We start from the raw sequence: 25,555 nt of genomic DNA, 5'->3' as shown, positions 1-25,555 counted from the left end.
TTTCTGTCGCAAGGAGACATGATCAACCAAGGGCTTCACCCATGATCACCCGGGGTATTGAAAACCCAGCCCAGAGGTTAAAACTCAAGCTAGGGAGTGTTTCGAAGTGGTGAGGGCGGGCTGTTCGGTCCGTCCTCACCCGTGTCGCAGCCACTGATTGATCGCAGCGATATGGACCGTCGCCAGATAGCGGACAGCGAGTTTGTCGTAGCGAGTGGCCACCGCCCGATGCTGTTTGAGCTGGTTGATTCCACGTTCGACAGTGTTACGGTCGCGGTAGACGACCGGATCGAACACCGGCGGCCTGCCACCGCCCGAGCCGCGGTTGCGGCGATGGCCGGCCTGGTCGGCTGGAACCGGGATCGTCACCCGGATCCCGTGCCGACGCAGCCATTCCCGATTTCCTCGACTGGAATACGCCTTGTCGGCCAGCACCCGAACCGGTCGTGATCGTGGCCGGCCACCACCAGTCTTGGGTACCTCGATGCCGTCGAGGACCGCCGTGAACTGGGGACTGTCACCGGCCTGGCCCGGGGTGACCAGCAGCGACAGCACCCGGCAGCCCTGTTCGCAAGCCAGATGCAACTTCGTCGACCATCCGCCCCGCGACCGGCCCAGCCCGTGATCGTCGGGTTCGCGGACCACCCCTCCGGGCGGCTCGGCCTGCCCGTCACCGTCGCGGCGAGCCCCGGCGGCATGCTGATGGGCCCGCAGAATCGTCGAGTCCACGCTCACCTGCCACACGATCCGGTTCGCCGCGTCGGCGAACGCCTGCAGCAACTTCAGGATCAACACCCACACTCCGGCGCGCTGCCAGCGCCGGAACAGCCCATACACCGCCAGCCACGACCCATACACCGCCGGGACGTCACGCCACGGTGATCCGACTCGGGTCCGCCACCGGATCCCATCGATGAGCTGCCGTTTCGTCCACTGAGGCGGTCGTCCCGCCTTCTTGTTGCGGGGCAGCAACGGTTCCAACCGGGCCCACTGGGCATCGGTCAGGTCCGCGCGCCCCGCCACCACCGTTACGCTGGCCACGAGGTCTCCGGTATTCAAGGTTCTTCTTCGACAGCTGAACCAACTACCGGAGACCTCACCTACATGCCAACGCGGACAACAGATCCCGCTGAACACGTTGATGGGGTGGCACCGCATAGCGGTGCTACCCCATCAACTACTTCGAAACACTCCCTAGGCGCGAAAGACGCACAGCGGAACATCGATCTCCGCGGGGGTGAGCGAACCGTGGTGACCGACCAGCCGGGACTGCAGCGGTTCCGCGCCGGTCCGGATGACGCCGCGCCGCCCGTGGGCGACCACGACCAGATCGCCGATGCGCTGAGCGATCGCGGGGTCCACGGTGGGCCCGAACCAGCCTCGGCTCACGGTGTCCTGTTTGCCGAGTACCTCGAAGTCCGCGCCGAGAGTGGCCTGCCAGGCTGCCGCGACATCGGATTCGGCGCCCGGCTCGGTGTAGACGTGCCGGGCGCGGGCTTCACCGCCGAGTGCCCGGACACCCTCTTGCAACACGGGAGTGGTGTCGAAATCGATACGGTCGTCCAGTGGCACCATGCCGTGATCGGCGGTCACCAGCAGCGCCGCTCCGGCGGGCAACTCCTCGGCGAGCGCGGCGGCGAGCCGGTCGGCATGGGCGAGTTCCAACTGCCAGGATCGCGAGGCGGGTCCGCGCACGTGCCCGGTGAGGTCGAGATCGCCGTGGTAGGTGTAGACCAGCGAGCGTGGACCGGCGCGCAGCGCCTCGCTCACATTGGCGACGAGATCGCCGAACGACAGCTGGGGGCGGAACTCGCAGCCGCGCAGAACCGCCTCGGTCAGTCCCGATCCCGCCTGATCGCGCGGCGACACCTGGGCCACGGCGATGCCGTCGGCGGCGGCGCGCTGGAAAACCGTTGTGCGTGGCTGGAACTCCGTCGGGGCGAGTTCCTTCCGCAGATCGGACTTCGGTACGCCGTGCAGCCGCCAGGACAGCGGAGTGAACAGCGAGTCGTAGCCGGGGACGTGGAACAGATAGCCGACGATGCCGTGCTCGCCGGGAGGAACGCCCACCCCGAGCGAGGCCAGGCTGGTGGCCGTCGTCGTCGGGAAACCGGCCGTGAGCGAGGTCGGCGCGAGACCGGACAGGAAGGGCGCCGCAGCGGGATTCGCGACCAGATCGTGGTAGCCGAGCCCGTCCACCAGCAGGACGCAGACTTGGTCGGCGTCGAGCCCCAGCCCGAGGCGGTCCGCCTCGCCGGGCACGCCGAGACCGGCGAGGACGGAGGGGAACAGGTCGGCCAGGGAACCCGTACCGTAACGCGGCGCGACGAACACGAAGGTCAGGATGTCAACGCGGACGGCAGGCTGGCAAGGGCATTCACGCCTGCCCGGTCTCGAAACGGCTCACCTTGCCTTCGCGCAGGACGAATCGCCAGGTGGTTCGCATCGAGCCCCAGCGTGTATTGGTGTAGTCGGCGACCAGTTCGGTGCCGTCGTCGCCGACCGACTCGACTTGCATCCGGGCATTGCTGTCGAAGATCTCCGCTTCGGTCCACTGGGCGAGGTTGCGCTCCACACCGTCGTCGGACATGGTGGCGTCGTCGGTGAGCACCGCGTAGAACCGGTCTTGATCATTGGCGTTGAGCGCGTCGACGAACTCCTGCACCGTCGGATCCAGCTGCGCGGTCATCCGTGTCGTCCTCTCGGATCGGTGTGGGGAGCATCGGAGGAGCAAACGTCTGGCGTTCACTCTAGGGCAGCGGCGGCGCGCCGGGTTCGATCAATGTCGCGAAGGTCCGCATCACGTCGTCCACCAACGCCGAGCCGGTGGTCCCGAACTGTCCGGCGCGCTTCTCCAGCTGTCCGTCCAGCCACAGCGAGGCCAAGCCGTGGCCGAGTCCCCAGAACATGACGGCGAGTGTGTCGGCTTTGTCGGCGGGCAGCGCGCCCGCGCGGACACACTCCGTGATCGCGTCGGCCAGCACTCCGAAAGCCGCGTCGCCGGCTGCCATGGTGTCGGGATGCTTGTCGGGCTGGGAGAGTTCGGGCCGGAACATCAGGCGGAAGTAGGCCGGTTGCTCGCGGGAGAACCGCACGTAGGTGTTCGCCAGCGCGGTCAGGGCGGCCATGGGCGTTTCCGCCTCGGCGCGGGCGGCCGCCAGTTGCGCTGCGAGCATCTGGAAACCCTGGGTGGACAGTGTTGCCAGCAGCGCGGCTCGGTCGGGGAAGTGGTGGTACGGCGCCGCGGTGCTCACGCCTGCCTCGCGGGCCACCCGGCGCAGGCTGACCGCGGCGAGCCCTTCGGTTTCGATCAAACGCAGGCAGGCGGCCAGCAGCGCGTCGCGCAGGGCGCCGTGGTGGTAACTGGTCCGCGTCACCGTCCGAGCGTATGCGACGTGTCCTGGACAACCTAACTATGCGGTGCTTAGATTATCTGAGCGGCGCTCAGATGAGTGCGGCGCAGCCACTTCACGAGACGGATGAAGAAATGAGCACACGGGTATCGGTCACCGGCGCAACGGGTTTCGTCGCCGGTCACGTCATCGCCGAATTGCTGGAGCACGGCTACGCCGTGCGCGCGACGGTTCGCGACCTCGCCGACACCGGCAAACGGGCACACCTGGTCGAACTGGCCCGGCGAACCGGGGGCGAACTGGAGTTCGCGCAAGCCGACCTGAACGGCGACGACGGCTGGGCAGCCGCCGTCGCGGGTAGCGCCGCGGTACTGCACGTCGCCTCCCCGTTCCCCACCACCCCGCCCGACGACGAGCGAGAACTCATCGACACGGCGGTCGAAGGAACGCTGCGCGTGCTGCGCGCCTGCGCCGCCGCGGGCACTGTTCGCCGGGTGGTGCTCACCTCCTCGATCGCGGCGATCGTCGCCGGGCACACCGAGGACGTTCTGCGCACCGAGGCCGACTGGACGGTGGTCGAGCGCAGCCCGGCCTACCAGAAGAGCAAGACGCTGGCCGAGCGAGCGGCCTGGGATTTCGTCGCACGGCTTCCGGCGGGCGAGCGATTCGAACTGGTCGTCGTCAACCCGGGCATGGTGCTGGGGCCGGTGCTGTCCACCACGACGAGCACCTCGCACGAGCCCGTACGGAGACTGCTCGCCGGGGACGTGCCCGGCACGCCCCGCGTCGGCTGGGCGCCGGTGGATGTGCGCGATCTCGCCGTGGCGCATCGGCTCGCGCTGGAAACGCCGGAGGCCGCCGGCAACCGCTATATCTGCGCGGGCGAGCACCTGTGGATGGGAGAGATGGCGCGCATCCTCAGCGAGGAATTCGGGCCGCGCGGATTCCGGGTGCCGACCAGACAGCTGCCGAATTGGCTGGTGCGCGGCGTCGCGATCTTCGACAAGGGCGTCCGGCTGACCCTGCCGACCCTGGGGCGCACCGAGGCGCTCAGCGCCGAGAAAGCCCGGCGCGAACTGGGCTGGACCATGCGCCCGGTCCGGGAAACCGTGCTGGACACCGCCGAAAGCTTGCTGCAGCACGGGATCGTCGAACCACCGCGAGGCAAGTCCACCTCCCGGGCGGTCGCGCCGCGCGCCGTACGCGTCTGAGGGGGCGGGCATACTGATCGCGACATTGATCATCACCACGGTCGCCATGACGCGGCGCTGGTTCGCCCGACGATCCTCGCGCGCGAACGCCGCAGGGCGCAACGCTCCCGGCCCGGTCCGGCGGGCGCTGCGCAGGCCGGTACCGGTGGCCGCCGCTGTCGTCGCGCTGCTCGGCATCGTGGTTGCCGCGGGTGCGCTCGCCCAGTGCTGAACCGGCCCCGAAGTGCGGCGGTCCGGCCCGGTTCGCTAGACAGGACACGTGACTGCGCAGCGCCCCTTCCGGTTCGGTGTCAACATGGTGGTCCCCGAGTCCCGGTCGAATTGGATCGAAAAGTGCCGTCGAGCAGAGGAACTCGGCTTCGACGTGGTGGGTGTCGCCGACCATCTCGGCCTGCCCGCACCGTTCCCCGCGATGATCCTGGCCGCCGAGGCGACCGAGCGGGTGCGGTTGAACACCTTCGTGCTCAACACCGCCTTCTACAACCCCGTCCTGCTGGCCCGCGACGTGGCCGGTGCCGACCAGTTCACCGACGGGCGGGTCGAACTCGGGCTCGGAGCGGGCTACGTGCAGGCGGAATTCGAGGCGGCGGGCATCCCGTTCGAAAGCGGGAGTAAGCGCGTCGAGCACCTGGAACAGACAGTGATCACATTGCGCGGCCTGTTCGCCGATCCGGAGTATCAGCCGCAACCCGCGCAGCCGTCGGGACCGCCCGTGCTCATCGGCGGATGGGGTGATCGCTTGCTCGGCGTGGCCGCGCGGCACGCCGACATCATCGCCTTCACAGGCGCGGCGGCCGCGCGCAACGGCGGGCCACTGCAGATGGCCGGGCTCGACGAGATCGAGGAGCGCGTCGCCTACGTGCGGGATCTGCTCGGTCCACGGCTGGACAAGGTCGAGTTCAACATCCTCGTGCAGCGGGTGGTGCCGCCCGAGGAGCGCGCGAGCGTGTTGGAGGTCTTCGGTCCGGCGCTGCCGCCGGACGTCGCCGACTCCCCGGAGGAACATCCGATCCTGCTCATGGGCACTCCCGAGGAGATGGCCGACCGCCTGCGCGATCGGCGCGATCGCTACGGCATCACCTACATCACCGTTCTCGAGGACAGCATGGAGAAATTCGCCCCGGTCATCGCGTTGCTGCGCTGAACCGCCGGACGCGAGTCACGGCAGCGGATCGATGATGACGCGCGGATCGATCTGCCTGAGCCGTCTCGGACGGCTGGTCAAGCAGGGCCAGGTACGGGCGACCGCCTCGCGGGTGACATGGCCCGCGGCGACGAGAGTGTCGTCGGCGGAGGCCGCGCCGCCGAGTGGTGCGAGCGGCGGGCTCACGGTGCGGTCGAACGACGGGACGACGGTGTGCGGCAGGCCGACCAGCACGGCCAGGATGTCGAGCCGATCGGCCGGAATGTGCGTGCGCGCCGCCGCGAGAACGGTGCTCGGAACGACGATGGTGTTTCCCGCGTCGACCGTCGCCCAGACGACCGCTTGGGCGTAGTTGGCGCGGTTGGCGAACGCGACGACGGCGGCGGCGTCGAAGACGATTCCGCCGAGTGCGCGGGTGGTCACGCCGCGCCTGCGTGCCGTACGTCCACCTCCTCGCCGGGTAGTAGCGGTGGCGTCGGCACGGCGTGGTCGGGCAGCGTGCGGATGGCCTTTCGCGGTCTGTGCTCCCGAAGCGGCGGCATGGCCACGACTCTAGCCGGGTGCGTCCTCGCGATGAACGATCATGCGGGTTTGTGCCACAGCAGTGTGTAACGCCACATGAGCCGCCGCCGCACGCGCGCTCCGGGTAGGAGTTCCGCTGCGGCGGAGCGGATCTCGGCGTATCCGTCTACTGGGTCGCGCGTTCGCGCACTCGGCCAGGAGACGCGGTGGGCGAGGTCCATCGCCCGGATGAGCGGCACCAGCGGGAAGTAGTGGAAGTCCGTGCGCGGCGTCATCTTCCACAACCCGACCACGGCGAGCACGCCGCCGGGCGCGACCAGGTCGCGCAGTGCCATGAGCCCCGCCCGCAGCGAAACATGATGCAGCGTGGCCACGGTGGTGACGACATCGAAAGACCCCGCGTAGTCGAGGAAGTCGGCCTGTTCGAGCGACACGCCCGTCGTCGCGGGGGCTGCGGCGATGACGTCCGGGTCGACGTCGATCCCGGTGACCGCCAGCCCGCGTCCGGCCAGTTTGCCCGCCAGCAGCCCGTCCCCGCAGCCGATGTCGAGGGCGGTGCGCGCGGAGAGTGGCACCTGCTTCAACAGCCAGGGGTGGTAGCGGGTGTTGTGATTCCAGTAGGGATCGTCGCGCACGCTGTCATCGTAAGGCGGTGGCTAGCCGTTGGGCTCCGTCACCGTGAACCGCTGGACACCGGTCACCCGCAGCAACTCCAGGGCCGACGCTTCCCGGCTTCCGGGCGCCGCCGAATAGACGACGACGGCTTGGTCGGTGTCCGGGACGAGCAGGGTGTCGCAGTCCAGCCGCAACGAGCCCAGGTCCGGGTGATCGATCGTCTTCGTCGCGCTGCGCCACTGCCCTGACCGCCGTGCGTTCCACAGTTGCTCGAATCGTGGACTGCGGGAGCGCAGTTCGGAGACCAGGCGTAGGAGGCCGGGATCATCGGGGTAGCGCGCGCGGGCGCTGCGCAGGCTGGCGACCGAGAACGCCGCGGCATTGTCGGCCTCGGCGGGTGTCATCATCACCCGTCCGGGTTCGGTGCCCAGGAAACGCTGCCAGATGATGTTGCGCTGGGTGGGCGGCCACACGGAGAAATCGCCGAGCAGCGCGGTCGCCATCGGATTCCAAGCCAGCAGATCAGCTTTCGCCGACAGCACCAGCGCGGGCAGATCCGCCATCCGGTCCAGCAGACGCAAGACGCTGGGCCGCACCACCATGTCGATGCGGCCCTCCTGCGGAGGCGCCGCGCCCGCGAACTGGAACAGCAGCGTGCGGTCCTCGTCGTTGAGCCGCAACGCGCGGGCCAGCGCGGCCAGCACCGAGCTGGACGGACGGGGACCGCGCCCCTGTTCCAGCCGCACCACGTAGTCCACGCTGACGCCGGCGAGCTGGGCGACCTCCTCGCGCCGCAGTCCCGGCACCTGCCTGCGCGAGCCCGCGGGCAGCCCGACGTCCACCGGACGCACTCGCTCGCGCGCCTGCCGGAGCAACGCGGCCAGCTCGGTTCGATCCACATCCCGATCATGCCGCAGCCGGTCGGCGCCGGGGTGGGATCGCTGCTCCCAGGAGTTGGCAGCCCTGGTGCCGAGGCGCCGGACACGTGACGCTGGCACCGTGAACGACACGACTACGGCCCTGGTGACCGGGGCGAACAAGGGTTTGGGACGCGAAACCGTCCGCAGATTGGCGGGTTTGGGCTGGCGGGTATTCCTGGCCGCGCGGGACGAGAAGCTGGGGGAGGCGGCTGCGGCGGAGCTGACCGCGACGGGGGCGCCGGTCGAGTTCATCCCGCTCGACGTCACCTCTGCGGCATCGATCGCGGCTGCGGTCGAGCAGCTCCGGCAGCGCACCGCGCGGCTGGACGTGCTGATCAACAACGCGGGTATCGGAGGGACCCGGAAGCTGCCGGATCAAGTCGAGGCCGCGGACATGCGCGCGGTGTTCGAAACCAATGTCTTCGGTCCGGTGCAGGTGACGAACGCGTTCCTGCCGCTGCTGCGTGCCGCCGAGCAACCGCGGATCGTGATGGTGTCCAGCGGTATCGGTTCACTGGCGCGGACCTCCGACCCGGCCCGCATCGAATCCACGTTGCTCGGCCTGCCGTATCCGACGTCGAAGACGGCGCTGAACATGATCACCTCGCAGTACGCCCGCGCGCTTCCCGGCATCCAGGTCAACGCGGCCGACCCCGGCTACACCGCGACGGATCTGAACGGTCACTCCGGCTTCCAGACCGTCACCGAAGGGACCGACGCGATCGTGCGGCTGGCGACGCTCCCGCCGGACGGACCGACCGGCGGTTTCTTCGACCGTACCGGGCCGGTCCCGTGGTGAGCCGACGACGGGACGGGCTACCGACGCGAAGTCCAGAAGGTGCGGGCCGATGGGTGCCTCGGTCAGGGCTCGCGCAGGTCAGCGGGCGCCTCCGTTGACATACAGCGTCTGGCCGCTGACGTAGCTCGCCTCGTCGCTGGCGAGGAACGCGATGACCGCCGCGACTTCTTCGGGCTGTCCCACCCGTCCCAACGGCGTACGGTCCGCGGCGGCCTTCTGGTGGTCTTCGGCCGTCACACCGACCCGGTCGGCGGTGGCGGCGGTCATGGCGGTGGCGATGTAGCCGGGCGCCACCGCGTTCACCGTGATGTTGTAGGGCCCCAGTTCGAGCGCGAGCGTCGCGGTGAGCCCCTGGATGCCTGCCTTGGCGGCGGCGTAGTTGGCCTGGCCGCGATTGCCGAGCGCCGACCGGCTCGACAGCGACACGATCCTGCCGTACCGCTGGGCCACCATGAACGTCTGCGCGATCTGGGCGCAGTGGTACGCGCCGGTCAGATTGACCGCGAGTACCGCGTTCCAGTCTTCCTCGGCCAAGCGGAAGAACAGGTCGTCGCGCGTGATGCCCGCGTTGTTCACCAGGATCTGCGGGCTGCCCAGATCGGTTGCGACACGGTCGAATACGGTTTGCACCGACGTGCGGTCGGTGACATCGCAAACGTAACCGCGCGCCACGCCGCCCGCCGCGGTGATCCGTGCGGCGGTCTCCTCGGGATCGTTGCGGTCGAGTACGGCAACGGCGGCGCCCTCGGCGGCGAGGCGCAGCGCGGTCGCGGCGCCGATGCCTCGAGCCGCGCCGGTGACGACGGCGATCCGGTCGGTGAAGCGGTGCATCGGAGGTACTCCTGTCAGAACGCGGGGACGCCGGTCAGCGCGCGGCCGATGAGCAGTTTCTGGATCTGGCTCGTGCCCTCGTAGAGGGTCATCACCTTGGCGTCGCGCAGATACTTGCCGACGGGGAACTCATCGATGTAGCCGTAGCCGCCGAACACCTGCACCGCGCGATCGGCCGCGCGGACCGCGGCCTCGGAAGCGAACAGCTTCGCCTGCGACGACGCCAGCGCGAATTCCTCGCCGCGGTCGACGAGATCGGCGACCCGCCACACCAGCAGCCGCGCCGCCTCGACGTCCAGCGCGATGTCGGCGAGCAGTTCCTGCACGAGCTGATGGGCCGCTATCGGCTTGCCGAACTGTTCCCGTTGAGTGGCGTAGCCGACGGCGGCGTCCAAGCACGCCTTGGCCAGCCCGACGCAACCCGCCGCAACCGACATGCGGCCCTTGGCCAGCGCCGCCATCGCCACGGTGAAGCCTTTGCCCTCGGCGTGCAGGCGGGCGCTGTCGGGCACGCGCACGCCGTCCAGCGCGAGTTCGGCGGTGGCCTGTCCACGCAGCCCGAGCTTGCCGTGGATCTCCCGGGCACTGAAGCCGGGGGAGTCGGTCGGCACCAGGAACGCGCTGATCCCCCGATGTCCTTCGCCGCCGGTACGGGCGAACACGAGCGCCACATCGGCCCAGGTGCCGTTGGTGATGAACATTTTCGTGCCCGACAGCACCCAGTCCGAGCCGTCACGCACCGCGCGGGTACGCAATTGCGCGGCGTCGGATCCGGTACCTGGCTCGGTGAGCGCGAAACAGCCCAGCGCCTCGCCGGCGACCAGCCGCGTGAGCCAGGTCTGCTTCTGCTCTTCGGTGCCGAAGTGGTGAATCGACTTGGCGACCAGGCCGAGCGAGACCGAGACGATGCCGCGCACGGACGAGTCGCCGCGCCCCAGTTCCTCCAGGACCAGGCAATACGTGAGGTGGTCACCCCCGCTGCCGCCGTACTGCTCGGGGATGGTGAGCCCGAGAAAACCCAGTTCGCCGAGCCGGGCGACGATCGACCGGTCCACCTGTTCGTCGCGATCCCACCGTGCGGCGTGCGGTGTGATCTCCCGGTCGACGAAATCGGCCGCGAGCTGCCGCGCCGCCTTCTGCTCGCCGGACAGTTCGAGGTTCATGGTCGGTAGGCTAGGAGAGTTAAACTAGCGACGCAAGTTTTCTGCGTCACATGTCTCCGAGCCCTGAACCGAGCGCTGCTCCGTGATGCGCGCACGGTCGGCTTCGGCGGATGTGGGCGGGGTGCCGGTCGCGGTCAGGCGGTGGCCGCCCGCGCTCGCTCGCGAGCCGGGCGGGGAACCCGGTGAGGTCGGGATCTGTCATGGTTTCGCCCTGCAAGAACGCTGTGCCAGCCGACAGCGCACCGAAAGTAGGAGAAGCTGATCAACTTGAACAGCCCGGTGCTTCCTGACAGTTCGGGCACAGCGACGGGGAATCTTGATGGGCAGGTCGGTCGACGGTGTGATCATCGGCCACGGTCAGGCGGTGACCGCTCCGAATTCCGTCGCGAGCCAGGCGGGGAACTCGGTGAGGTCGGTCAGCACCACGTCCGCGCCCGCCGCGCGCAGTTCCTCGGCCGTGCACGGCCCGGTGCTGACGCCGACCGCGAAGACGTCCGCGGCGCGCGCGCCGTTCATGTCGCCGACGTGGTCGCCGACGAACAGGTTCGCGCCCTGCTCGCGCAGCGTCGCCGCCTTGCCCGCCGACCAGAGGTCGCCGGCGAGATGATCGACGCGCCAACCGAGTTCGGCGATGTGCAACTGTGCCAGCGGAGCGTGCTTGCCGGTGACCACGACGACTCGTCCGTCGCGGGCCTCGACGGCCGCGAGCGCGGCCTGCGCACCCGGCATCGGGGGAATGCTCGAGACGATCGTCGGATAGAGCGCACGGTAGCGAGTCACCAGGGCCGGAACGAGATCCTCCGGCGCGCCCGCTTCGACGAGCAGGGTGGCCAGCGGCGGGCCGAGCCGATCGGCGAAGGTCGTCCCGCACAGCGGCAGATCGAACTCGACGCCGAGCAGGTCGATGGCCCTGGCGACGCCAGGCCGCGAGTCGATCAGCGTCATGTCCAGGTCGAAGCCCACGGTCCAGGTCACCTGATCGACCCTAATCGCCCGCGCGGCGGCGTGCCGGTCCGGCTGTTGTGATTCACAACTCGGCGGGGCGAGTGGTGGGATCGTCCGACCTGGGTCGGATGACGGCGGCAGCCGCCATGATCCACGTGGAACCGCCGATGCACTCGATGCCACGTAACAAGCTGTGCTGCTTGGCATTACGGCAGCGAATGCAAATCCGCGTCAGGTGTAGTGCGGCGGCGCCGCGCGCTTGCGTAGCCGCTGATCGGGCTGATCTCCATCCGATCTATTCCGCTCAGTGCCCCGTTCCGCTCCGTGGTGCAGCGGAACAGATCGCCGGACTGTTCTTCGTGGCGGGGTGAGTCAGGAGCCGGTCGGCGGAGTGGCGTCGAGGCGCGGTTCGGCGAGGGTGGAGCGCTTGCGTCCGTATCCGAGGTAGACCGCGATGCCGACCAGTACCCACACGCCGAACCGCACCCAGGTCAGCGCGTTGAGCGTGGTCGCGAGCAGCACGCAGCCGATCAGCGCGAGCACGGGAACCACGGGCACCAGCGGTGTGCGGAACGGACGCTCGCGCTCGGGCTCCGCCCGGCGCAGCACCAGCACGCCAACGCACACCACCGCGAACGCCGACAGCGCGCCGATGTTCACCAGTTCGACCACGATGTCGATCGGCAGCAGGCCCGCGATCATCGCGCTCAGCGCTCCCAACAGCAAAGTCAGCCGCACCGGAGTGGCGCGTTTGCCGGTCGCCGCGAGGGAGTACGGCAGCAGCCGGTCGCGGCACATCGCGAACATCAACCGCACCTGCGCGTACACGATCAGCAGCAAGCCCTTGGTCAGCGCGATGATGGAGGCGATCACGATGACGTCGCCGATCCAGCCGATGCGCACCGCGCCGAACGCGGTGGCGATGGGCGCGCTGTTGTTCAGCGTCGCGAACGGCACCATGCCGGTGAGCACGGCGCTGACCAGGGCGTAGAGCACGGTGGCGATGAGCACCGTGCCGATGATGGCGAACGGTACGTCGCGGCGCGGGTTGCGCGCCTCCTCCGCCGACGCGGCGACCACGTCGAAACCGAGGAAGGCGAAGAACGCGATCGCGGCGCCGCCGATGATCCCGCCGACCCCGAACGGCGCGAACGGCGTCCAGTTGTCCACGCTCACGTGCGGGGCGCCGACGGCGATTACCAGCACCAGCACGCCGATGGTCACCGCGACCAGCGCCTTGGTGATGCGCGCGGTGAACGTCACCTCACCCACCAGCACCGCGACGACGGCGGCGACGATCAGTACGGCGGGCAAATTCACCACGCCGCCTTCTCCGGGCCCCGCGACGAGTGCGTGCGGGACGGTGATGCCGAACAGTGAGTCGAGCGCGGACACCGTGGTCGCGGACCAGCCGATCGCCACCGCGGCGCCCGCGATGACGAATTCCAACAGGAGGTTCCAACCGACCAGGAACGCCGGAGCCTCGCCAAGGGTCGCGTAGGTATAGGTGTAGGCGCTGCCGGAGACCGGCACCATGGCCGCGAGTTCGCTGTAGCACAGCGCCACCAGCACGCACACCGTTCCGGCCAAGGCGAACGACAGCATGATGGCGGGCCCGGCCTTCTCCGCGGCCGCCACGCCGGTGATGACGAAGATCCCGGCGCCGACGATGGTGCCGACTCCCATGGCGGTGAGATCGAGCCGACCGAGCCTGCGCGCCAGCGTGGGCGCGCCCGCCTCGGTCGCGGTGTCGGGCAGGCGGCGGCGCCATCGCCGGGCAGATGCGGTGGTCATGACTCCCTCGAGAAACGGTCGATCGATCGCGGCCGGTGTGCCGGACAGATAGACCATTCTCGCCGCGTAGCAGCGCGTGGGAATAACTGGGGTGTTGCCCTCAGCTGCCGGATGACGTCGCGAAGGGCGTCGCGGCGGCGATGTGCTCGGTGCGGTTGGGATGCCGCCACAGGCCTTTGCGCTCCAGGATCGGCAGCACGCCTTCGCCGAACCAGTACGCCTCTTCCAAGTGCGGATAGCCGGAGAGGATGAAGTGGGTGATGCCCAGGCGTGCGTATTCGGCCAGCCGTTCGGCGACTTCGGCATGCGAGCCGACCAGTGCGGTGCCCGCGCCGCCGCGGACCAGGCCGACGCCCGCCCAGAGGTTGGGCGCGATCTCCAGCCGTTCGGTGCTGCCGCCGTGCAGTTCCAGCATGCGCCGCTGGCCTTCGGATTCACTGCGCGCCAGGTTCGCCTGCACCCGCTCGATGTCGGCGGGGTCGATGCCGGCCAGCAGCCGGTCGGCCTCGGCCCAGGCCTGCTCGGAGGTGTCACGGCTGATCACGTGGATGCGCAGGCCGTAGTCGAGGACGCGTCCGTGGTCCACCGCCAGACGGCGGATCCATTCCAGCTTCCTGCTCACCGCGAGCAGCGGCTCGCCCCAGGTCAGGTAGGTGTCGCTGTAGCGGGCCGCGATCGGGCCCGCGGGTTCGGAGGAACCGCCGAAGAACACCGGCGGCACCGGGTCCGGTCGATTGCTCAGCAGTGCCTGCTCGACTCGGATGTGTTCGCCTTCGAACGTCACCGGCTCGGTGGAGGTCCACAGTTCCCGTACTACGTGCAGGAATTCGCCGGTGCGCGCGTAGCGCTGGGACTTGTCCAAGAAGTCGCCGTAGGCCTGTTGCTCGTGCGGCTCGCCACCGGTCACCACGTTGAGCAGCAGCCTGCCCCTGGAATGCCGCTGGAAGGTGGCCGCCATCTGTGCCGCGAGCGTCGGGCTGACCAGCCCGGGGCGGAATGCCACCAGGAACTTCAGCGTCTCGGTGGTCTCCACCATCATCGCGGTGGTCAGCCAGGCGTCCTCGCACCACGCGCCGGTGGGGGTGAGCACGGCCTCGAACCCGTTGTCCTCGGCGGCGGCGCCGATCTGGTTCAGATACCGCAGGCCGGCCGGGCGGTCACCGGACATGAAGGTGCCGTGCCCGCCCGCGACCAGTCCGCGGGAATCGCCGTAAGTGGGGAGGAACCAGTGGAACGACAGACTCATGCTGAGCCAACTCCCTTCCGGAGACCGCGGCCGAGCCACCGCGGTGACCAGCGCGCACGCGAAGCGACCCGAACCGGTGTCGCGGTCATGACGGCCCCGCGGCACCTCGGGTGGGACAGATCAGGCGGTGCGCCTTGTGGGCGCGCCGCAGTGATCCATGCTGGGCGCTCCGCCGGCTCAGGTCACGATTTGAAACCAAGCCGGTTTTTATTCCGGTCTCGGTACGTGTCACTATTCGTGACTAGACGTAACCACGAATAACACGTAATCTGGCCTCAGCACGCACCCTCAGGTGTGCGAGGCGGACCGGACGAAACGAGTACCTCAATGACGCGGCATGTCGACGTATTGATCATCGGCGCTGGCCTGTCCGGAATCGGCATGGCCTGCCATCTCACCAAAGAGCAGACAGGACGCAGTTACGCGATCCTGGAACGCAGGCACGCCGTCGGCGGCACCTGGGATCTGTTCCGTTACCCCGGCATCCGCTCCGATTCCGACATGTACACCTTCGGCTACGGCTTCCGCCCGTGGAACGGCACCAAGGTCCTCGCCGACGGCCCGCACATCCGCCATTACATCGAGGAGACGGCGGCCGAGTACGGCGTCACCGAGCACATCCGGTTCGGTCGCAAGGTCACCACGGCCCGCTGGTCGAGCGAGACAGCCACCTGGACGGTCGAGGCGCTCGACGAGCAGACCGGCGAGACCGAGGTCTACACCAGCGACTTCCTGGTCGGCTGCACCGGCTACTACGACTACGACAACGGCTACCGTCCGCAGTTCCCCGGTGAGGAGAACTTCGGCGGGCGCATCGTGCATCCCCAGCACTGGCCGGAAGACCTCGACTACGCAGGTAAGAGGGTGGTGGTGATCGGCTCCGGCGCCACCGCGATCACTCTGATCCCGGCCATGAGCGACGCGGCGGCGCACGTCACCATGCTGCAGCGCTCGCCCACGTATATCACCGCGCTGCCCGCCGACGACCCGGTCGCGGTGGGGATGAAGGCCGCCAAGGTACCCGAGAAGCTCGCCTACCGGATCGGCCGGGCCCGCAATATCGCCGTGCAGCGCGCGAGCTTCCAACTCTCCCGCACCAACCCGGAGGCGGCGAAGAAGCTGCTGCTGGCCGCCGTGCGGATGCAGGTCGGCCCCGGTATCGACATGCGGCATTTCACGCCGAGCTACAACCCGTGGGACCAGCGGCTGTGTGTGGTGCCCAACGGCGACCTGTTCAAGGTGCTGCGCAGCGGCAAGGCTTCCATCGTCACCGACCGCATCGCGACCTTCACCGAGACCGGCATCCGCTTGGCCTCCGGTGCGGAACTGCCCGCCGATCTGGTCATCAGCGCCACCGGCCTGAGCGTGCAGATGCTCGGCGGCATGACTCTGGAGATCGACGGCGAGCCGGTGGTCACCCGCGACCGGGTGGTCTACAAGGGGGCCATGCTCGACAGCGTGCCGAACGCGATGATGGTGCTCGGCTACACCAACGCGTCCTGGACGTTGAAAGCGGACTTGGCGGCCGAGTACTTCTGCCGGGTGCTCAACCACATGAAGAAGAACGGTTTCACCCGGGTCGAGGCCGTCGCCACCGAGCGCGACCGAGGCGCCGACTCGGTGATGGGCGGGGCGCTGACCTCCGGCTACATCCGGCGCGGCGACGCGGTGATGCCGCGGCAGGGCACCAATGGCCCGTGGCAGGTGATCAACAACTACTTCCGCGATCGCAAGCTGCTGCGCAAGGGCGCGCTCGAAGACGGGGTGCTGACCTTCAGCCGGACCGAGAAGTCGACCGCCACACGGCCGCTGGAAGGTACGCGCAGCGCCTGACCGCCTGCGTGCGCCGCACCGCGGCGGGCCACGACGAGGTGCCCGTCGCGGACGAATCCGCCGTGGCCTTTTCGAATCTCGCCGAAGACAACCATGGACGCGAAACAGCGAATGCTCAACGATCGCTGCACTGCGACGCGACGGTGCGTCGGCCGGTGTGATGAGGGAGAGCATGAGCGTGATCACGCGCAGCAAGTTTCTGGTAGGCGCGGTAGTCGCCACAACTTTGGCACTGCTTTCGACCGCATGCGGTGGCGGGGAGGTGCGTACCTCCGGCGGTGTGCCGGTCCTGCGGTATCAAGGCTGGGCCTCGCAAGTCGTCCTTCCCGAGCTCGCGGAGGATCTCGGCTTCTTCGAAGGCAAAGTGAAACTCGAATGGCAGGGCAACACCATCAGCGGTCCGCAGGACATCCAATCGGCGGCGACCGGTCAGGTCGACTTCGGGGGTGCGTTCGGCGGCGCGGTCGCGAAACTGGCGCAGGGCGGTGCGCCGATCACCGCGGTGGTGAACTACTACGGATCCGATGAGAAGACGTTCACCGGATTCTATGTTCCCGAGAACAGTCCGATCAGAACTCCGAAGGATCTGCTGGACAAAAAGATCGGGGTGAACACCCTGGGTGGTCAGTCCGAGGCGGACATCCACACGGCGCTGAAGAAGGCCGGTTTCAACGAGCAGCAGATCAAATCGGTTCAGCTGGTGGTGTTGCCCCCGCCGAATACCGAGGACGCCGTGCGGCGCGGCCAGGTCGACGTGGCCGCTCTGAGCGGACAATTCCAGCAGCGCGCGGTCGCCAATGGAGGTCTTCGTCCGGTCTTCACCGACTACGAGGAGTTCGGCCCCTTCAACGGCGGCCAGTACGTGTTCCGCAACGACTTCATCGCCAAGAAACCCGACAGTGTCCGGGCATTCGTCGACGGGGTCGCCAAGGCGATCGAATGGCAGAAGACGACTCCTCGTGACCAGGTGGTCGCGAAGTTCACCGAAATCATCGAGAAGCGAAAGCGTTCGGGGGAGGACGCCTCGTCGGTGAAGTACTGGCTTTCGGTCGGAGTGCCTGCCGTCAACGGCGCGATCGTCGACGCCGACTTCGTGCGCTGGGAGGATTGGTTGCGGGATACCGGCGCCATCACCGGCTCGTTCGAGCCGTCGAAGTTCTACACCAACAAGTACAACTCGCAGGCTCCGAAGTAACGCATGCGACGGATCGGGCTTCGTTGCGCGCGAGCCCGATCCGTCGTCCTCATTCGGTCGGCGGGGAACGGTAACTACGGCTGAACTGCGCGATAGCTCGGTTTGGGCCAAGGGATATACATCGGAATGCATCGAGCCATCACCCCGGCGCCGAGCGCCGACACACCTCCGATGGCGAGGACCGCCACGGCCAGTGGACCTATCGCCGCCAGTCCGCTGATCACCAAGGGCCCCACGAAGAATCCGCCGTCATGGGTGAGCCGCCAGGCGGCGAGGAACTCGGGACGGCCTGCGGCGGGCGCGATATCGGCGCCGATGGTCATGATGACACCGTTCCCGATGCCGTTGCCGATTCCCATGACGATCGCCGCGATGCCGAGTGTGAGCGCCGAATCGGTCAGCGGCACCGACAAATACGCGACGGCCAGGATGACCAACGACGGCACGGCGATGAATCTCCTGCCGTACCGGTCCATCAAATGGCCTGCGGGATAGGCGCACAGTACATCGAGAGCCGCCCCGATGCCGAAGATCAGGCTCGCGGTAGCAGCGTCGACGCCGAGATGATCGGCCCAGAGCGGCAGTACGGCTTCCCGTGACGAACGCGCCGCACCCATCAACAGCGACCCGGCTCCCAGCGTCAGCAACAGCGCGCGATGTGCTCGCGTGATCTCGACCGGGGACAGCGGCGGTTTCGGTATCGCTCCGGCGGCCGAGGTCTGTGGGTCCGGCAGCCGGGCCATCAGCCATCCGGCGATCGCGATGGCGATCAACTGGACGACGAATCCACCGCGCGTGCCGAGGCCGGTGACCGCCGGGTCCCGCTCTCGCGTGCGCGTCAGGAATCCGTGCGAACCGGTGTCCGTACGGCTATTTCGCCGCTCAATGCGTAGTCGCCGGATAGTTGCAGTCGGTCTCCGCTCCAGAATCGGCCCGGGTCGTACCAGTCGGGACTACGGCGCTCGGGCAGCAGGCCCATCGCTTGGTATGTGGCGGCGACGATTTCGGCACAGTACGCGTTCTCCAGCTCGCGAGCGGTCGATCCACTCGTCTTCCTGCGGGGCAGACGCGCACGACCGCGGAGCCAGCGCCCCGCCAAGCCCGCGGTGGAGGGGAACGGAGTGCCGTCGAGCCGGGCGATGGCGCGCAGCGCGCCGTCCTCCATGGCGCGGGTGGCGGGAGGGTTCAACTGGCGCAACCATGCCTGCTGACCGTAGCGGTGTGCCCAGACCAGCACGGCGTCGCGCAGATTGTGCAATTGGGCGCCACGGTGCGCGGTTCCCGACCACATGTCGGTGAGTGATCGTCCGAGCTCCGCGTGCCAGATCAGCGCGGGCAGGTCATCGATCACGACGGACATCCCGACATGGTTCACCGGACTGTTCGTCGTCATGCGAATCACCCGGTCGGCTGTGGAATTGCCACGGAAAAGCCAGATGTCACCCGTCCTGGTGACCTCGACCGCTCGGTCGAGATCGATGCCCGTCCCCGTCATGGTCGTAGCCTATGCGGTATGAGGTGGTGGAAGGCAGTGGGATTGGCGGGTGTGGCCGGTGTGGTCGCCACCGGTGTCGTGGTGGTGCGCGCCGAGCGCCGCCGCCGTGCCTACACCCCGGACCAGGTGCGCGAACAACTGCACGCGCGATTGGCCCAGGCGGCGTCGGCCGCGGCGAACGTCGAAACCGTCCGTGCGCAGCCACAGCCCGCGCTGGGGCTCAGCGAGCGTGTCCGGCGGTTGTTCCGTCGCTGGTCGAGACGGGAGTAGTAGGCGCGAGCCAGCGCAGACGGCGGTTCACAAAGCGATAGGCGCCATCGGGGCGAGGCCGAGTTCGGCGAGCGCGGCCGCGCCGCGTGCGGCATGCTCGCCACCGGCCAGCACCCTGGTGCGCGCCGACTGGTAACGGCAACCGGCGGCGTCGAACGCGGCCGCCGTGGCAAGCAGCCGTTCCAGGTCACCGGCATGCAGTGCCGCGGCGCGCTCCACGATGGCCCCGGCGAGGGGATTTCCGGCGACGACGGTCCTTGCCTCGGCGAGGCGATCGGCGGCATCGGGCGCCTCGGCGAGCACGGCGGCTTCGGCGCGCAGCGCCACATACCAATGCAGCCAGATCCACGTGACCCATCGCCACACCTCGCCAGGCTCGGATGCCGTCCGTTCCAGCGCCTCGTTCACCTGACCACGGTGGAGCAGGGCGAGTGCATCGAAGACCGCGCCGTAGCCGTGGGTGTGCGCTGGTGACGTGCCGAGTTGGCTTGTGACAGCGTCCCATTCGGCCCGAGCGTCATCGTCGCCGCGTAGGTCGTGGATCATCGCCACGCCCGCTACCGCCGGACCGAGGACCGACTTGACGGGATCGCCGACCCGATGCCACGACTCCAGGAACCGGATGCTGTTGGTGCGAACCCCCTCGACGTTGCCCGCCAGCGTGTCGGTCACCAGCAGCCAGCTCGTCGCGCGATGTCCGACCTCGGCGAGCAACGGATGATCCGCGAGCTGCTGCGCCCATCGGCGCGCGCCCAGCAGATCACCCGCGCCGAGTCCGGCCTCGGCGGCCTCGCCGAGCGCGTCGATCAGCTCATGGGTACCGGCCGGGGTATGCGGAGCGGACTTCAGCAACACCATTCGGCTGCGCGCGACGGCTGCTGCGGCGAAGGTGTCACCGGCCATGCTGTGCGCACCGGCGAGTGTGTCGAGCGCGGCGGACTCCGCGAGCGGATCACCTGTGCGCCTGGCGAGTTCGACGGCACGTTCGGCGCGCGCGATGGTCTCGGGCACGAGGTCGTCGGATGACTGTGGGCCGGTGAGGGCATCGGTGAGCGCTCGTCCGGCTTCGGCCAGCGCCACGGCGGCCTTGGCGGCCGGGTCAGCACCGGCGAGCTGCCGCGCCTCGGTGATGAGCGCGACGGCTTCCTCCGGTGCCAGGGGCCGGACGAACTTACTCGCGAACCGGTAGCCGTTGGCAGCGGCGGTCGCTAGGTCGCGGGCGGCGCCGGCGGAGTCGCCGGACCTGAGGGCCGCCTCCGCGGCCGCGCGGTGCAGGCGGTGCATATCGTCGCCCCGCATCTGACATCCGGCCGCGGCAGCGGCATGGCGCAGCATCGAGGCGGCGGCGGACGGGTCGTCGGCGAGCGCGGCCGCCTGCTCGTAGCGCATCTGGGACTCACCGATCAGATTGCGGGTGAAGCACAGTCGCCCCAGATGCTGGGCGAAGCGGAAGGCATCCGCGCGGTGCTCCGGCTGATCGCCCGCCCACGCCATCGCGGCGCGGAAGTCGTCGGCCACCGCATCGAATCGTGCCCGCCAGTCCGCTTTCACCACCGTCAGCTCGGCGGCCTCGGCCAGGCACCAGCGGAGGTGCCCCGCACGGGTGCCTGCCAGTTCACCGGCCTGCGTGAGCTGCTCCGTCCCGTACTGGCGGATGGTTTCCAGCGCCCGGTATCCGGTCCCACTCGGGAATGCCGTCACCGCGAGCAGGCTCTGCTCGGCGAGTCGGGCCAATCCGTCTGCGACAACGGCTTTCTCGGACGCCGCTACCTGCGCCGCCGCCTCGACGGTGAACGCACCCATGAAGACCGACACCCGACGCAGCAGCACTCGATCGTCCGGCTCCAGCAAGGCGTGGCTCCAGTCCAGCGCTGCCCGCACCGACCGGTGCCGGTCCTCGGCGCGCGGTCCCCCGGCGAGCATCCGGAGCTGGTCCGACAGTCCGGCTTCGAGACCATCCAGCCCGAGCGTCGTCCAGCGTGCGGCAGCCAACTCGATCGCCAGCGCCACACCATCGAGTCGCTCGCAGAAGGCGGCGACCTGGTCGCGAAGGGCGTGATTCGGCGGCCAGCCGCCGGCCGCCGCGCGGTCCATGAAGAGTTGGACCGCATCCGAGTCGCCATCGCCGGCCAAGGACATCGGCGCGACTGTGTACACCCGCTCGAACGGCACCATCAGCCGGGCCCGGCTGGTCGCCAGCACCGTCAATCGCGGACATGTCGCGAGCAGTCGTTCGATGAACGGCGCCACCCCGTCGCGCACGTGCTCGCAGTTGTCGAGCACCAGCAAGGCGTGCCGGTCGGCCAGCGCGGTGAGCACCGACTCGTCCATGCCGCGGCCGGGCTGCTCGCCGAGGCCGAGCGCGAGGGCGACCGTACCGGCGATCACGCCGGTGTCCGCGCTGGTGACCGGCACCAGGTCGACGAACCACACCCCGTCGGTGTACGCGGCGGCCATCTCCGCCGCGACGGCCAGCGCAAGCCGGGTCTTGCCCACTCCGCCGGGACCGACCGCGGTCACCTGCCGGTATTCGCCGATCATCTCGGTCAGTTCCGCGCGCTCCCGGCCGCGGCCGATGAAGGAAGTCAGCGGCCTCGGCAGGACCGGCGCCGGGTGCGGCCGGTCGTTGCCTACCGAAGCGGACGCGCGCTGGGCCAGTGCCCGCCGGTCGGGCACCTCCAGTTTGCGCAGGAGTGAGGAGACGTGGCTCTCCACGGTGCGCACGGAGATGAACAGCTTCGCCCCGATCTCGGCGTTACTGAGATGTTCCCCCACCAGCGCCAGCACCTCGGCTTCCCGAGCCGAGATCTCCACTGTCGCCACCATGGCACCGATTCTGCCGTATCCCTTCGCTCTCATACTTCTCGGTCTGTTTACCCGGGTACGGATTGCTGCCGTAGTCGATCGGTGGCCCGATCAGTGGACGGTTCCGTGGTCGCCACGGATGTGGGTCGCAGCCGCCGGGAGAGATGCTGTGAGCACGCCCGGTTCGCCCGACAGAACGGCACACCGGGACGACGTGACCGACGAGTTCAGGAGTGATCATGACCAGCTCTCCCACCCAGGGAATCAAGACCGTGCTGCATCCCGTGTCCGACCTGGCGGCAGCCAAGGCGCTGTTCACCGCTTTGCTCGGCACGGCGCCGCAGACCGACTCGCCTTACTACGTCGGCTTCGAGGCCGAGGGCCAGCACATCGGGCTGGTGCCGAATGGCGGACCGCAGGGAATGACCGCACCGGTGGCCTACTGGCACGTGCCGGACATCGAGGCGAAGCTGGCGGAAGTGACCGCCGCGGGCGCCACTGTGGCGGAGTCCGCCCACGATGTCGGCGGCGGCCGCCTGGTGGCCACCGTCACCGACGTCGACGGCCACGTCCTCGGGCTGATCCAGGACCGATGAGCGCCCGAACCACCATCGAAATCACCCCTGTCCGAGACGAAGGAGACACACTCATGACCGCGCAGAAGTCCGCCACCCGCACCAACGCCAAGGCCAAGACGGCGGTGGGATTCACCGACGAGGAACGCGCCGCGATGAAGGAGCACGCCCAAGAGTTGAAGACCGCCGCGCGCCGCGGCTCGCGCGCGACGAAGGCGGACGGGGAGAAGGACGTGCTCGAGAAGATCGCCGGAATGGCCGAATCCGATCGCGTCATGGCCGAGCGGGTGCACGCCGTCGTCCGAGCCAGCGCTCCGGATCTGTCGCCGAAGCTGTGGTACGGCATGCCCGCCTACGCCAAGGACGGCAAGGTCGTTTGCTTCTTCCAGAGCGCGGAGAAGTTCAAATCGCGGTACGCGACCCTCGGCTTCAGCGACATCGCCACCCTCGACGACGGCGCCATGTGGCCGACGTACTTCGCGCTGACGAAGGTGACCGCCGCCGAGGAGGCGAAGATCGGCGAACTGGTGCGGAAGGCGGTCGGCTGAGCGCCGAAGCGTCAGGTCACGATGCGGAGTGGATGCTCCAGCAGATCCTTCAACTGTTGCAGGAACTGTGCGGCCACGGCTCCGTCGATGGCGCGGTGGTCGGCGGACATGGTGACCCGCAGAATCTTGCGGGTCACCACTCGACCGTCGTCCGGACGCAGTTCGTCCGTGGCCGCGCCGACGGCCAGGATGGCGGCCTCCGGTGGGTTGATGACGGCGGTGAAGTGCTCGATGCCGAACATACCGAGGTTGGAGATGGTGAAAGTGCCGCCGCTCATCTCGTCGGTCCGCAACTTTCGCTCGCGGGCGCGTTCGGCTTTGTCCCTGCTCTCGGCGGCGATCTCGGACACGCTCTTGCGATCGGCGTCGCGCAGCACGGGAACGAGAAGGCCCGCGGGCGTCGCGACCGCCATACCGAGGTTGATGCCACGGTGCCGCAACAATTTGTCGCCCGCGAAGGAGACATTGACCGACGGGTTGTTCCGCAGCGTCACGGCGACGGCCTTGAGCAGCAGATCGTTGACGCTGACCTTCACACCTGTCTGCGCCAGCGTGGCGTTGACCTGTGCGCGGAAGTCGAAGAGGTCGGTCACATCGATCGCGTTGGTCAGATAGATGTGCGGAGCTTGTTGGTTGCTCTCGGTGAGCCGCGTGGCCGAGACACGCTGGATGGTGGTCAGCGGAATTTCCTCGTAGTCGCCTGCGACCGGAGCGGGAAGCTCGCTCGGGGGAGCGGGGACGGCTTTCCGCGGCGGATCGAGTTCGGCTGCACGATGGGCGGATTCGACATCCTGCCGGATGATGCGCCCACCGGGGCCGGTGCCGACGAGGGTGGTGATGTCGACGCCGAGTTCGTCGGCGATCTTGCGCGCCAGCGGCGACGTCTTCTTTCGCTCCACCGTTGCGCGGGAGTCGACGGTGGGTTCGGTCACCGTGACCGCCGCAACCGGGCGAGTGTCCGGCTCCGCACCGTGTCCGGCAGGAGAATTCTCCTCGGCCGGGGCGGGCGTGCCACCGTTCGGGCCGCTTGCGGTAGTTCCGCTGCCGTCGCCGATGACGCCGATGGGTGTTCCGATCGGCACTCGCGCGCCCTCATCGGCGAGGATCTGCTCGAGCACGCCGCTGTCGTACGCCTCGAGCTCCATGAGAGCTTTGTCGGTTTCGATCTCGGCGAGGATCTCGCCTTGTTCGACCGGATCGCCCACCTGCTTGAGCCAGGAGACGACGACGCCTTCCTCCATGGTGTCGGAGAGGCGGGGCATGGTGATTTCGGGCATGAATGTCCTCTGGTCTTTCAGCGTCGCTTGCCCACTGCCGCAAGGGTTTCCACCGCGGCGGTGTACAGCGAATCGGCCGACGGCAGGGCGAGCCGTTCGAGCGGCTTGGCATAGGGCAGCGGCACCTCGGCCATCGCCACCCGGCGAACCGGGGCGTCGAGGTAGTCGAAGGCGCCGTCGGAGATGGAGGCCGCGACCTCTGCGCCGATGCCGTAGGTGAGCCAGTCGTCCTCGCCGATCACGGCGCAGCCGGTCTTGCGGACGGACTCGATCAGGGTGGCGCGGTCCAGCGGACGAAGGCTGCGCAGGTCGATGACTTCGGCCGAGTAACCGTCGGCGGCGAGTCGCTCGGCGACCTCGGAGCAGATAGTGGCCATTCGCGAGTAGCCGATCAGCGTGATGTCGGAGCCGGTTCTCGTGACCGCGGCCTTGCCGATCTGAGCGCTCGGAAGATCTTCCGGCACTTCGCCTTTGGTGTTGTACAGCGACAGGTTCTCCAGGAACAACACCGGATCGTCGTCTTCGATGGCGGCTTTCAGCAGCGCACGCGCGTCGGCCGGAGTGCTCGGCGCGACCACCTTCAGGCCCGGCACGAACGCGTAGTACAACTCCACATTCTGCGAATGCGTCGCGCCCAGTTGCTGCCCGCCGCCACCCGGGGTGCGGATGACCATGGGCACGCTGGTCTGGCCGCCGAACATGCCGTAGATCTTCGCGGCGTGGTTGACGATCTGATCCAGCGCCAGCAGCGAGAAATTGATCGTCATGATTTCGACGACCGGGCGCAGTCCGAGCATGGCGGCGCCGATGGCGGCGCCGACGAAACCCTCCTCGGCGATGGGAGTGTCGCGCACCCGCTTCTCACCGAATTCGGCCAGCAGTCCCGCGGTGATCTTGTAGGAGCCTTCGAAGATGCCGATCTCCTCCCCGATGAGGAAGACATCGTCGTCGCGCCGCATCTCCTCGCGGAGTGTCTCGCGCAGCGCTTCACGATAGGTCATGACAGCCACGGTG

At 68.4% G+C, this 25,555-nt stretch carries 26 protein-coding genes and 1 pseudogene; 9 read left to right on the top strand and 18 right to left on the bottom strand.

The annotated features are described in order from the left end of the window. Nucleotides 1–135 precede the first annotated feature (135 nt). The 4 genes from ACWEO7_RS28130 to ACWEO7_RS28115 all read right to left on the bottom strand — a co-directional run bounded on the left by ACWEO7_RS28130 (nt 136) and on the right by ACWEO7_RS28115 (nt 3,377). Nucleotides 136–1,023, bottom strand: coding sequence for an IS5 family transposase (locus tag ACWEO7_RS28130; protein ID WP_452427583.1), 888 nt, complete (start codon nt 1,021–1,023; stop codon nt 136–138). A gap of 171 nt (nt 1,024–1,194) precedes the next feature. Then, nucleotides 1,195–2,334, bottom strand: a complete 1,140-nt coding sequence (locus ACWEO7_RS28125; RefSeq protein ID WP_452427573.1) for an alkaline phosphatase family protein — start codon at nt 2,332–2,334, stop codon at nt 1,195–1,197. 43 nt (nt 2,335–2,377) lie between these two features. Further along, nucleotides 2,378–2,689 carry a nuclear transport factor 2 family protein gene (locus tag ACWEO7_RS28120; RefSeq protein ID WP_355073947.1) on the bottom strand — a complete coding sequence of 104 codons (312 nt, stop codon included), beginning with the start codon at nt 2,687–2,689 and terminating at the stop codon, nt 2,378–2,380. A 61-nt stretch (nt 2,690–2,750) separates the two neighbouring features. After that, nucleotides 2,751–3,377, bottom strand: a complete 627-nt coding sequence (locus ACWEO7_RS28115) for a TetR/AcrR family transcriptional regulator (RefSeq protein ID WP_452427571.1) — start codon at nt 3,375–3,377, stop codon at nt 2,751–2,753. A 110-nt stretch (nt 3,378–3,487) separates the two neighbouring features. Here ACWEO7_RS28115 and ACWEO7_RS28110 point away from each other — a divergent pair, with 110 nt between their 5' ends. From ACWEO7_RS28110 to ACWEO7_RS28100, 3 genes are read left to right on the top strand one after another with little or no spacing between them, the layout of a single operon-like run. After that, entirely contained in the window at nt 3,488–4,564 is a 1,077-nt protein-coding gene (locus tag ACWEO7_RS28110; protein ID WP_452427569.1) for an SDR family oxidoreductase, read from the top strand. Between the two features lie 25 nt (nt 4,565–4,589). Next, entirely contained in the window at nt 4,590–4,775 is a 186-nt protein-coding gene (locus ACWEO7_RS28105) for a hypothetical protein (protein ID WP_452427567.1), read from the top strand. 48 nt (nt 4,776–4,823) lie between these two features. Then, complete coding sequence (locus tag ACWEO7_RS28100) at nt 4,824–5,708, top strand: LLM class F420-dependent oxidoreductase (protein ID WP_452427566.1); 885 nt, start codon at nt 4,824–4,826, stop codon at nt 5,706–5,708. Between the two features lie 15 nt (nt 5,709–5,723). Here the strand turns inward: ACWEO7_RS28100 and ACWEO7_RS28095 are convergent, their stop codons facing one another. Genes ACWEO7_RS28095 through ACWEO7_RS28080 form a run of 4 tightly spaced genes read right to left on the bottom strand, consistent with a single transcriptional unit; the run spans nt 5,724 to nt 7,744 of the window. After that, nucleotides 5,724–6,131, bottom strand: coding sequence for a hypothetical protein (locus tag ACWEO7_RS28095; protein ID WP_452427564.1), 408 nt, complete (start codon nt 6,129–6,131; stop codon nt 5,724–5,726). Continuing rightward, nucleotides 6,128–6,250: a hypothetical protein gene (locus tag ACWEO7_RS28090; RefSeq protein ID WP_355073936.1), complete on the bottom strand. Its 123-nt coding sequence runs from the start codon at nt 6,248–6,250 to the stop codon at nt 6,128–6,130. Before ACWEO7_RS28090 ends, ACWEO7_RS28095 begins: the two co-directional genes overlap by 4 nt. Before the next feature lie 39 nt (nt 6,251–6,289). Continuing rightward, on the bottom strand, nt 6,290–6,865 hold the full coding sequence (locus ACWEO7_RS28085; RefSeq protein WP_452427561.1) for a class I SAM-dependent methyltransferase: 576 nt from the start codon (nt 6,863–6,865) through the stop codon (nt 6,290–6,292). A gap of 21 nt (nt 6,866–6,886) precedes the next feature. Next, nucleotides 6,887–7,744, bottom strand: a complete 858-nt coding sequence (locus tag ACWEO7_RS28080; RefSeq protein ID WP_452427559.1) for a helix-turn-helix transcriptional regulator — start codon at nt 7,742–7,744, stop codon at nt 6,887–6,889. A 100-nt stretch (nt 7,745–7,844) separates the two neighbouring features. Here ACWEO7_RS28080 and ACWEO7_RS28075 point away from each other — a divergent pair, with 100 nt between their 5' ends. Then, nucleotides 7,845–8,564: an SDR family oxidoreductase gene (locus ACWEO7_RS28075; protein ID WP_452427557.1), complete on the top strand. Its 720-nt coding sequence runs from the start codon at nt 7,845–7,847 to the stop codon at nt 8,562–8,564. Between the two features lie 78 nt (nt 8,565–8,642). Here the strand turns inward: ACWEO7_RS28075 and fabG are convergent, their stop codons facing one another. From fabG to ACWEO7_RS28050, 5 genes are all read right to left on the bottom strand, one after another. Continuing rightward, nucleotides 8,643–9,395 carry a 3-oxoacyl-ACP reductase FabG gene (gene fabG, locus ACWEO7_RS28070; protein ID WP_452427555.1) on the bottom strand — a complete coding sequence of 251 codons (753 nt, stop codon included), beginning with the start codon at nt 9,393–9,395 and terminating at the stop codon, nt 8,643–8,645. Between the two features lie 14 nt (nt 9,396–9,409). Next, nucleotides 9,410–10,558, bottom strand: coding sequence for an acyl-CoA dehydrogenase family protein (locus ACWEO7_RS28065; RefSeq protein WP_452427554.1), 1,149 nt, complete (start codon nt 10,556–10,558; stop codon nt 9,410–9,412). A gap of 357 nt (nt 10,559–10,915) precedes the next feature. Then, nucleotides 10,916–11,533 carry an HAD family hydrolase gene (locus ACWEO7_RS28060; protein WP_450017040.1) on the bottom strand — a complete coding sequence of 206 codons (618 nt, stop codon included), beginning with the start codon at nt 11,531–11,533 and terminating at the stop codon, nt 10,916–10,918. 342 nt (nt 11,534–11,875) lie between these two features. Next, nucleotides 11,876–13,297, bottom strand: a complete 1,422-nt coding sequence (locus tag ACWEO7_RS28055) for an amino acid permease (protein ID WP_452427552.1) — start codon at nt 13,295–13,297, stop codon at nt 11,876–11,878. Nucleotides 13,298–13,397: 100 nt separating this feature from the next. After that, nucleotides 13,398–14,543 carry an LLM class flavin-dependent oxidoreductase gene (locus ACWEO7_RS28050; protein ID WP_452427550.1) on the bottom strand — a complete coding sequence of 382 codons (1,146 nt, stop codon included), beginning with the start codon at nt 14,541–14,543 and terminating at the stop codon, nt 13,398–13,400. 327 nt (nt 14,544–14,870) lie between these two features. Here ACWEO7_RS28050 and ACWEO7_RS28045 point away from each other — a divergent pair, with 327 nt between their 5' ends. Next, a complete protein-coding gene (locus ACWEO7_RS28045) occupies nt 14,871–16,376 on the top strand; it encodes a flavin-containing monooxygenase (protein ID WP_452427548.1) in 1,506 nt (501 codons plus the stop codon). A gap of 172 nt (nt 16,377–16,548) precedes the next feature. Then, nucleotides 16,549–17,571 carry an ABC transporter substrate-binding protein gene (locus tag ACWEO7_RS28040; RefSeq protein ID WP_452427546.1) on the top strand — a complete coding sequence of 341 codons (1,023 nt, stop codon included), beginning with the start codon at nt 16,549–16,551 and terminating at the stop codon, nt 17,569–17,571. A gap of 74 nt (nt 17,572–17,645) precedes the next feature. Here ACWEO7_RS28040 and ACWEO7_RS28035 read toward each other — a convergent pair. Together ACWEO7_RS28035 and ACWEO7_RS28030 are read right to left on the bottom strand one after the other, a co-directional pair. Next, nucleotides 17,646–18,374, bottom strand: a pseudogene (locus tag ACWEO7_RS28035) (MFS transporter); the annotation flags it as partial. Between the two features lie 35 nt (nt 18,375–18,409). After that, entirely contained in the window at nt 18,410–19,066 is a 657-nt protein-coding gene (locus ACWEO7_RS28030; RefSeq protein ID WP_452427544.1) for a hypothetical protein, read from the bottom strand. A gap of 18 nt (nt 19,067–19,084) precedes the next feature. Here ACWEO7_RS28030 and ACWEO7_RS28025 point away from each other — a divergent pair, with 18 nt between their 5' ends. Then, a complete protein-coding gene (locus tag ACWEO7_RS28025) occupies nt 19,085–19,336 on the top strand; it encodes a hypothetical protein (protein ID WP_452427542.1) in 252 nt (83 codons plus the stop codon). Nucleotides 19,337–19,363: 27 nt separating this feature from the next. On the opposite strand, the gene ACWEO7_RS28020 is transcribed toward ACWEO7_RS28025, so the two are convergent. After that, complete coding sequence (locus tag ACWEO7_RS28020; protein ID WP_452427540.1) at nt 19,364–22,162, bottom strand: ATP-binding protein; 2,799 nt, start codon at nt 22,160–22,162, stop codon at nt 19,364–19,366. A gap of 218 nt (nt 22,163–22,380) precedes the next feature. Between ACWEO7_RS28020 and ACWEO7_RS28015 the strand changes: the two genes are divergently transcribed. Together ACWEO7_RS28015 and ACWEO7_RS28010 are read left to right on the top strand one after the other, a co-directional pair. Then, on the top strand, nt 22,381–22,737 hold the full coding sequence (locus ACWEO7_RS28015) for a VOC family protein (RefSeq protein WP_356964301.1): 357 nt from the start codon (nt 22,381–22,383) through the stop codon (nt 22,735–22,737). A 53-nt stretch (nt 22,738–22,790) separates the two neighbouring features. Continuing rightward, on the top strand, nt 22,791–23,264 hold the full coding sequence (locus ACWEO7_RS28010) for an iron chaperone (RefSeq protein ID WP_452427538.1): 474 nt from the start codon (nt 22,791–22,793) through the stop codon (nt 23,262–23,264). An 11-nt stretch (nt 23,265–23,275) separates the two neighbouring features. Here ACWEO7_RS28010 and ACWEO7_RS28005 read toward each other — a convergent pair whose 3' ends face one another. Continuing rightward, nucleotides 23,276–24,541, bottom strand: a complete 1,266-nt coding sequence (locus tag ACWEO7_RS28005; protein WP_452427536.1) for a dihydrolipoamide acetyltransferase family protein — start codon at nt 24,539–24,541, stop codon at nt 23,276–23,278. Between the two features lie 17 nt (nt 24,542–24,558). Beyond that, nucleotides 24,559–25,542 (bottom strand): alpha-ketoacid dehydrogenase subunit beta, encoded by a 984-nt coding sequence (locus ACWEO7_RS28000; protein WP_452427534.1) that lies wholly within the window; start codon nt 25,540–25,542, stop codon nt 24,559–24,561. Between the last annotated feature and the right edge of the window lie 13 nt (nt 25,543–25,555).

Source organism: Nocardia sp. NPDC004260, from assembly GCF_053603155.1.
Note: the sequence above shows the minus strand (reverse complement) of the source record. Positions and strands in the feature narration are given on the sequence as shown.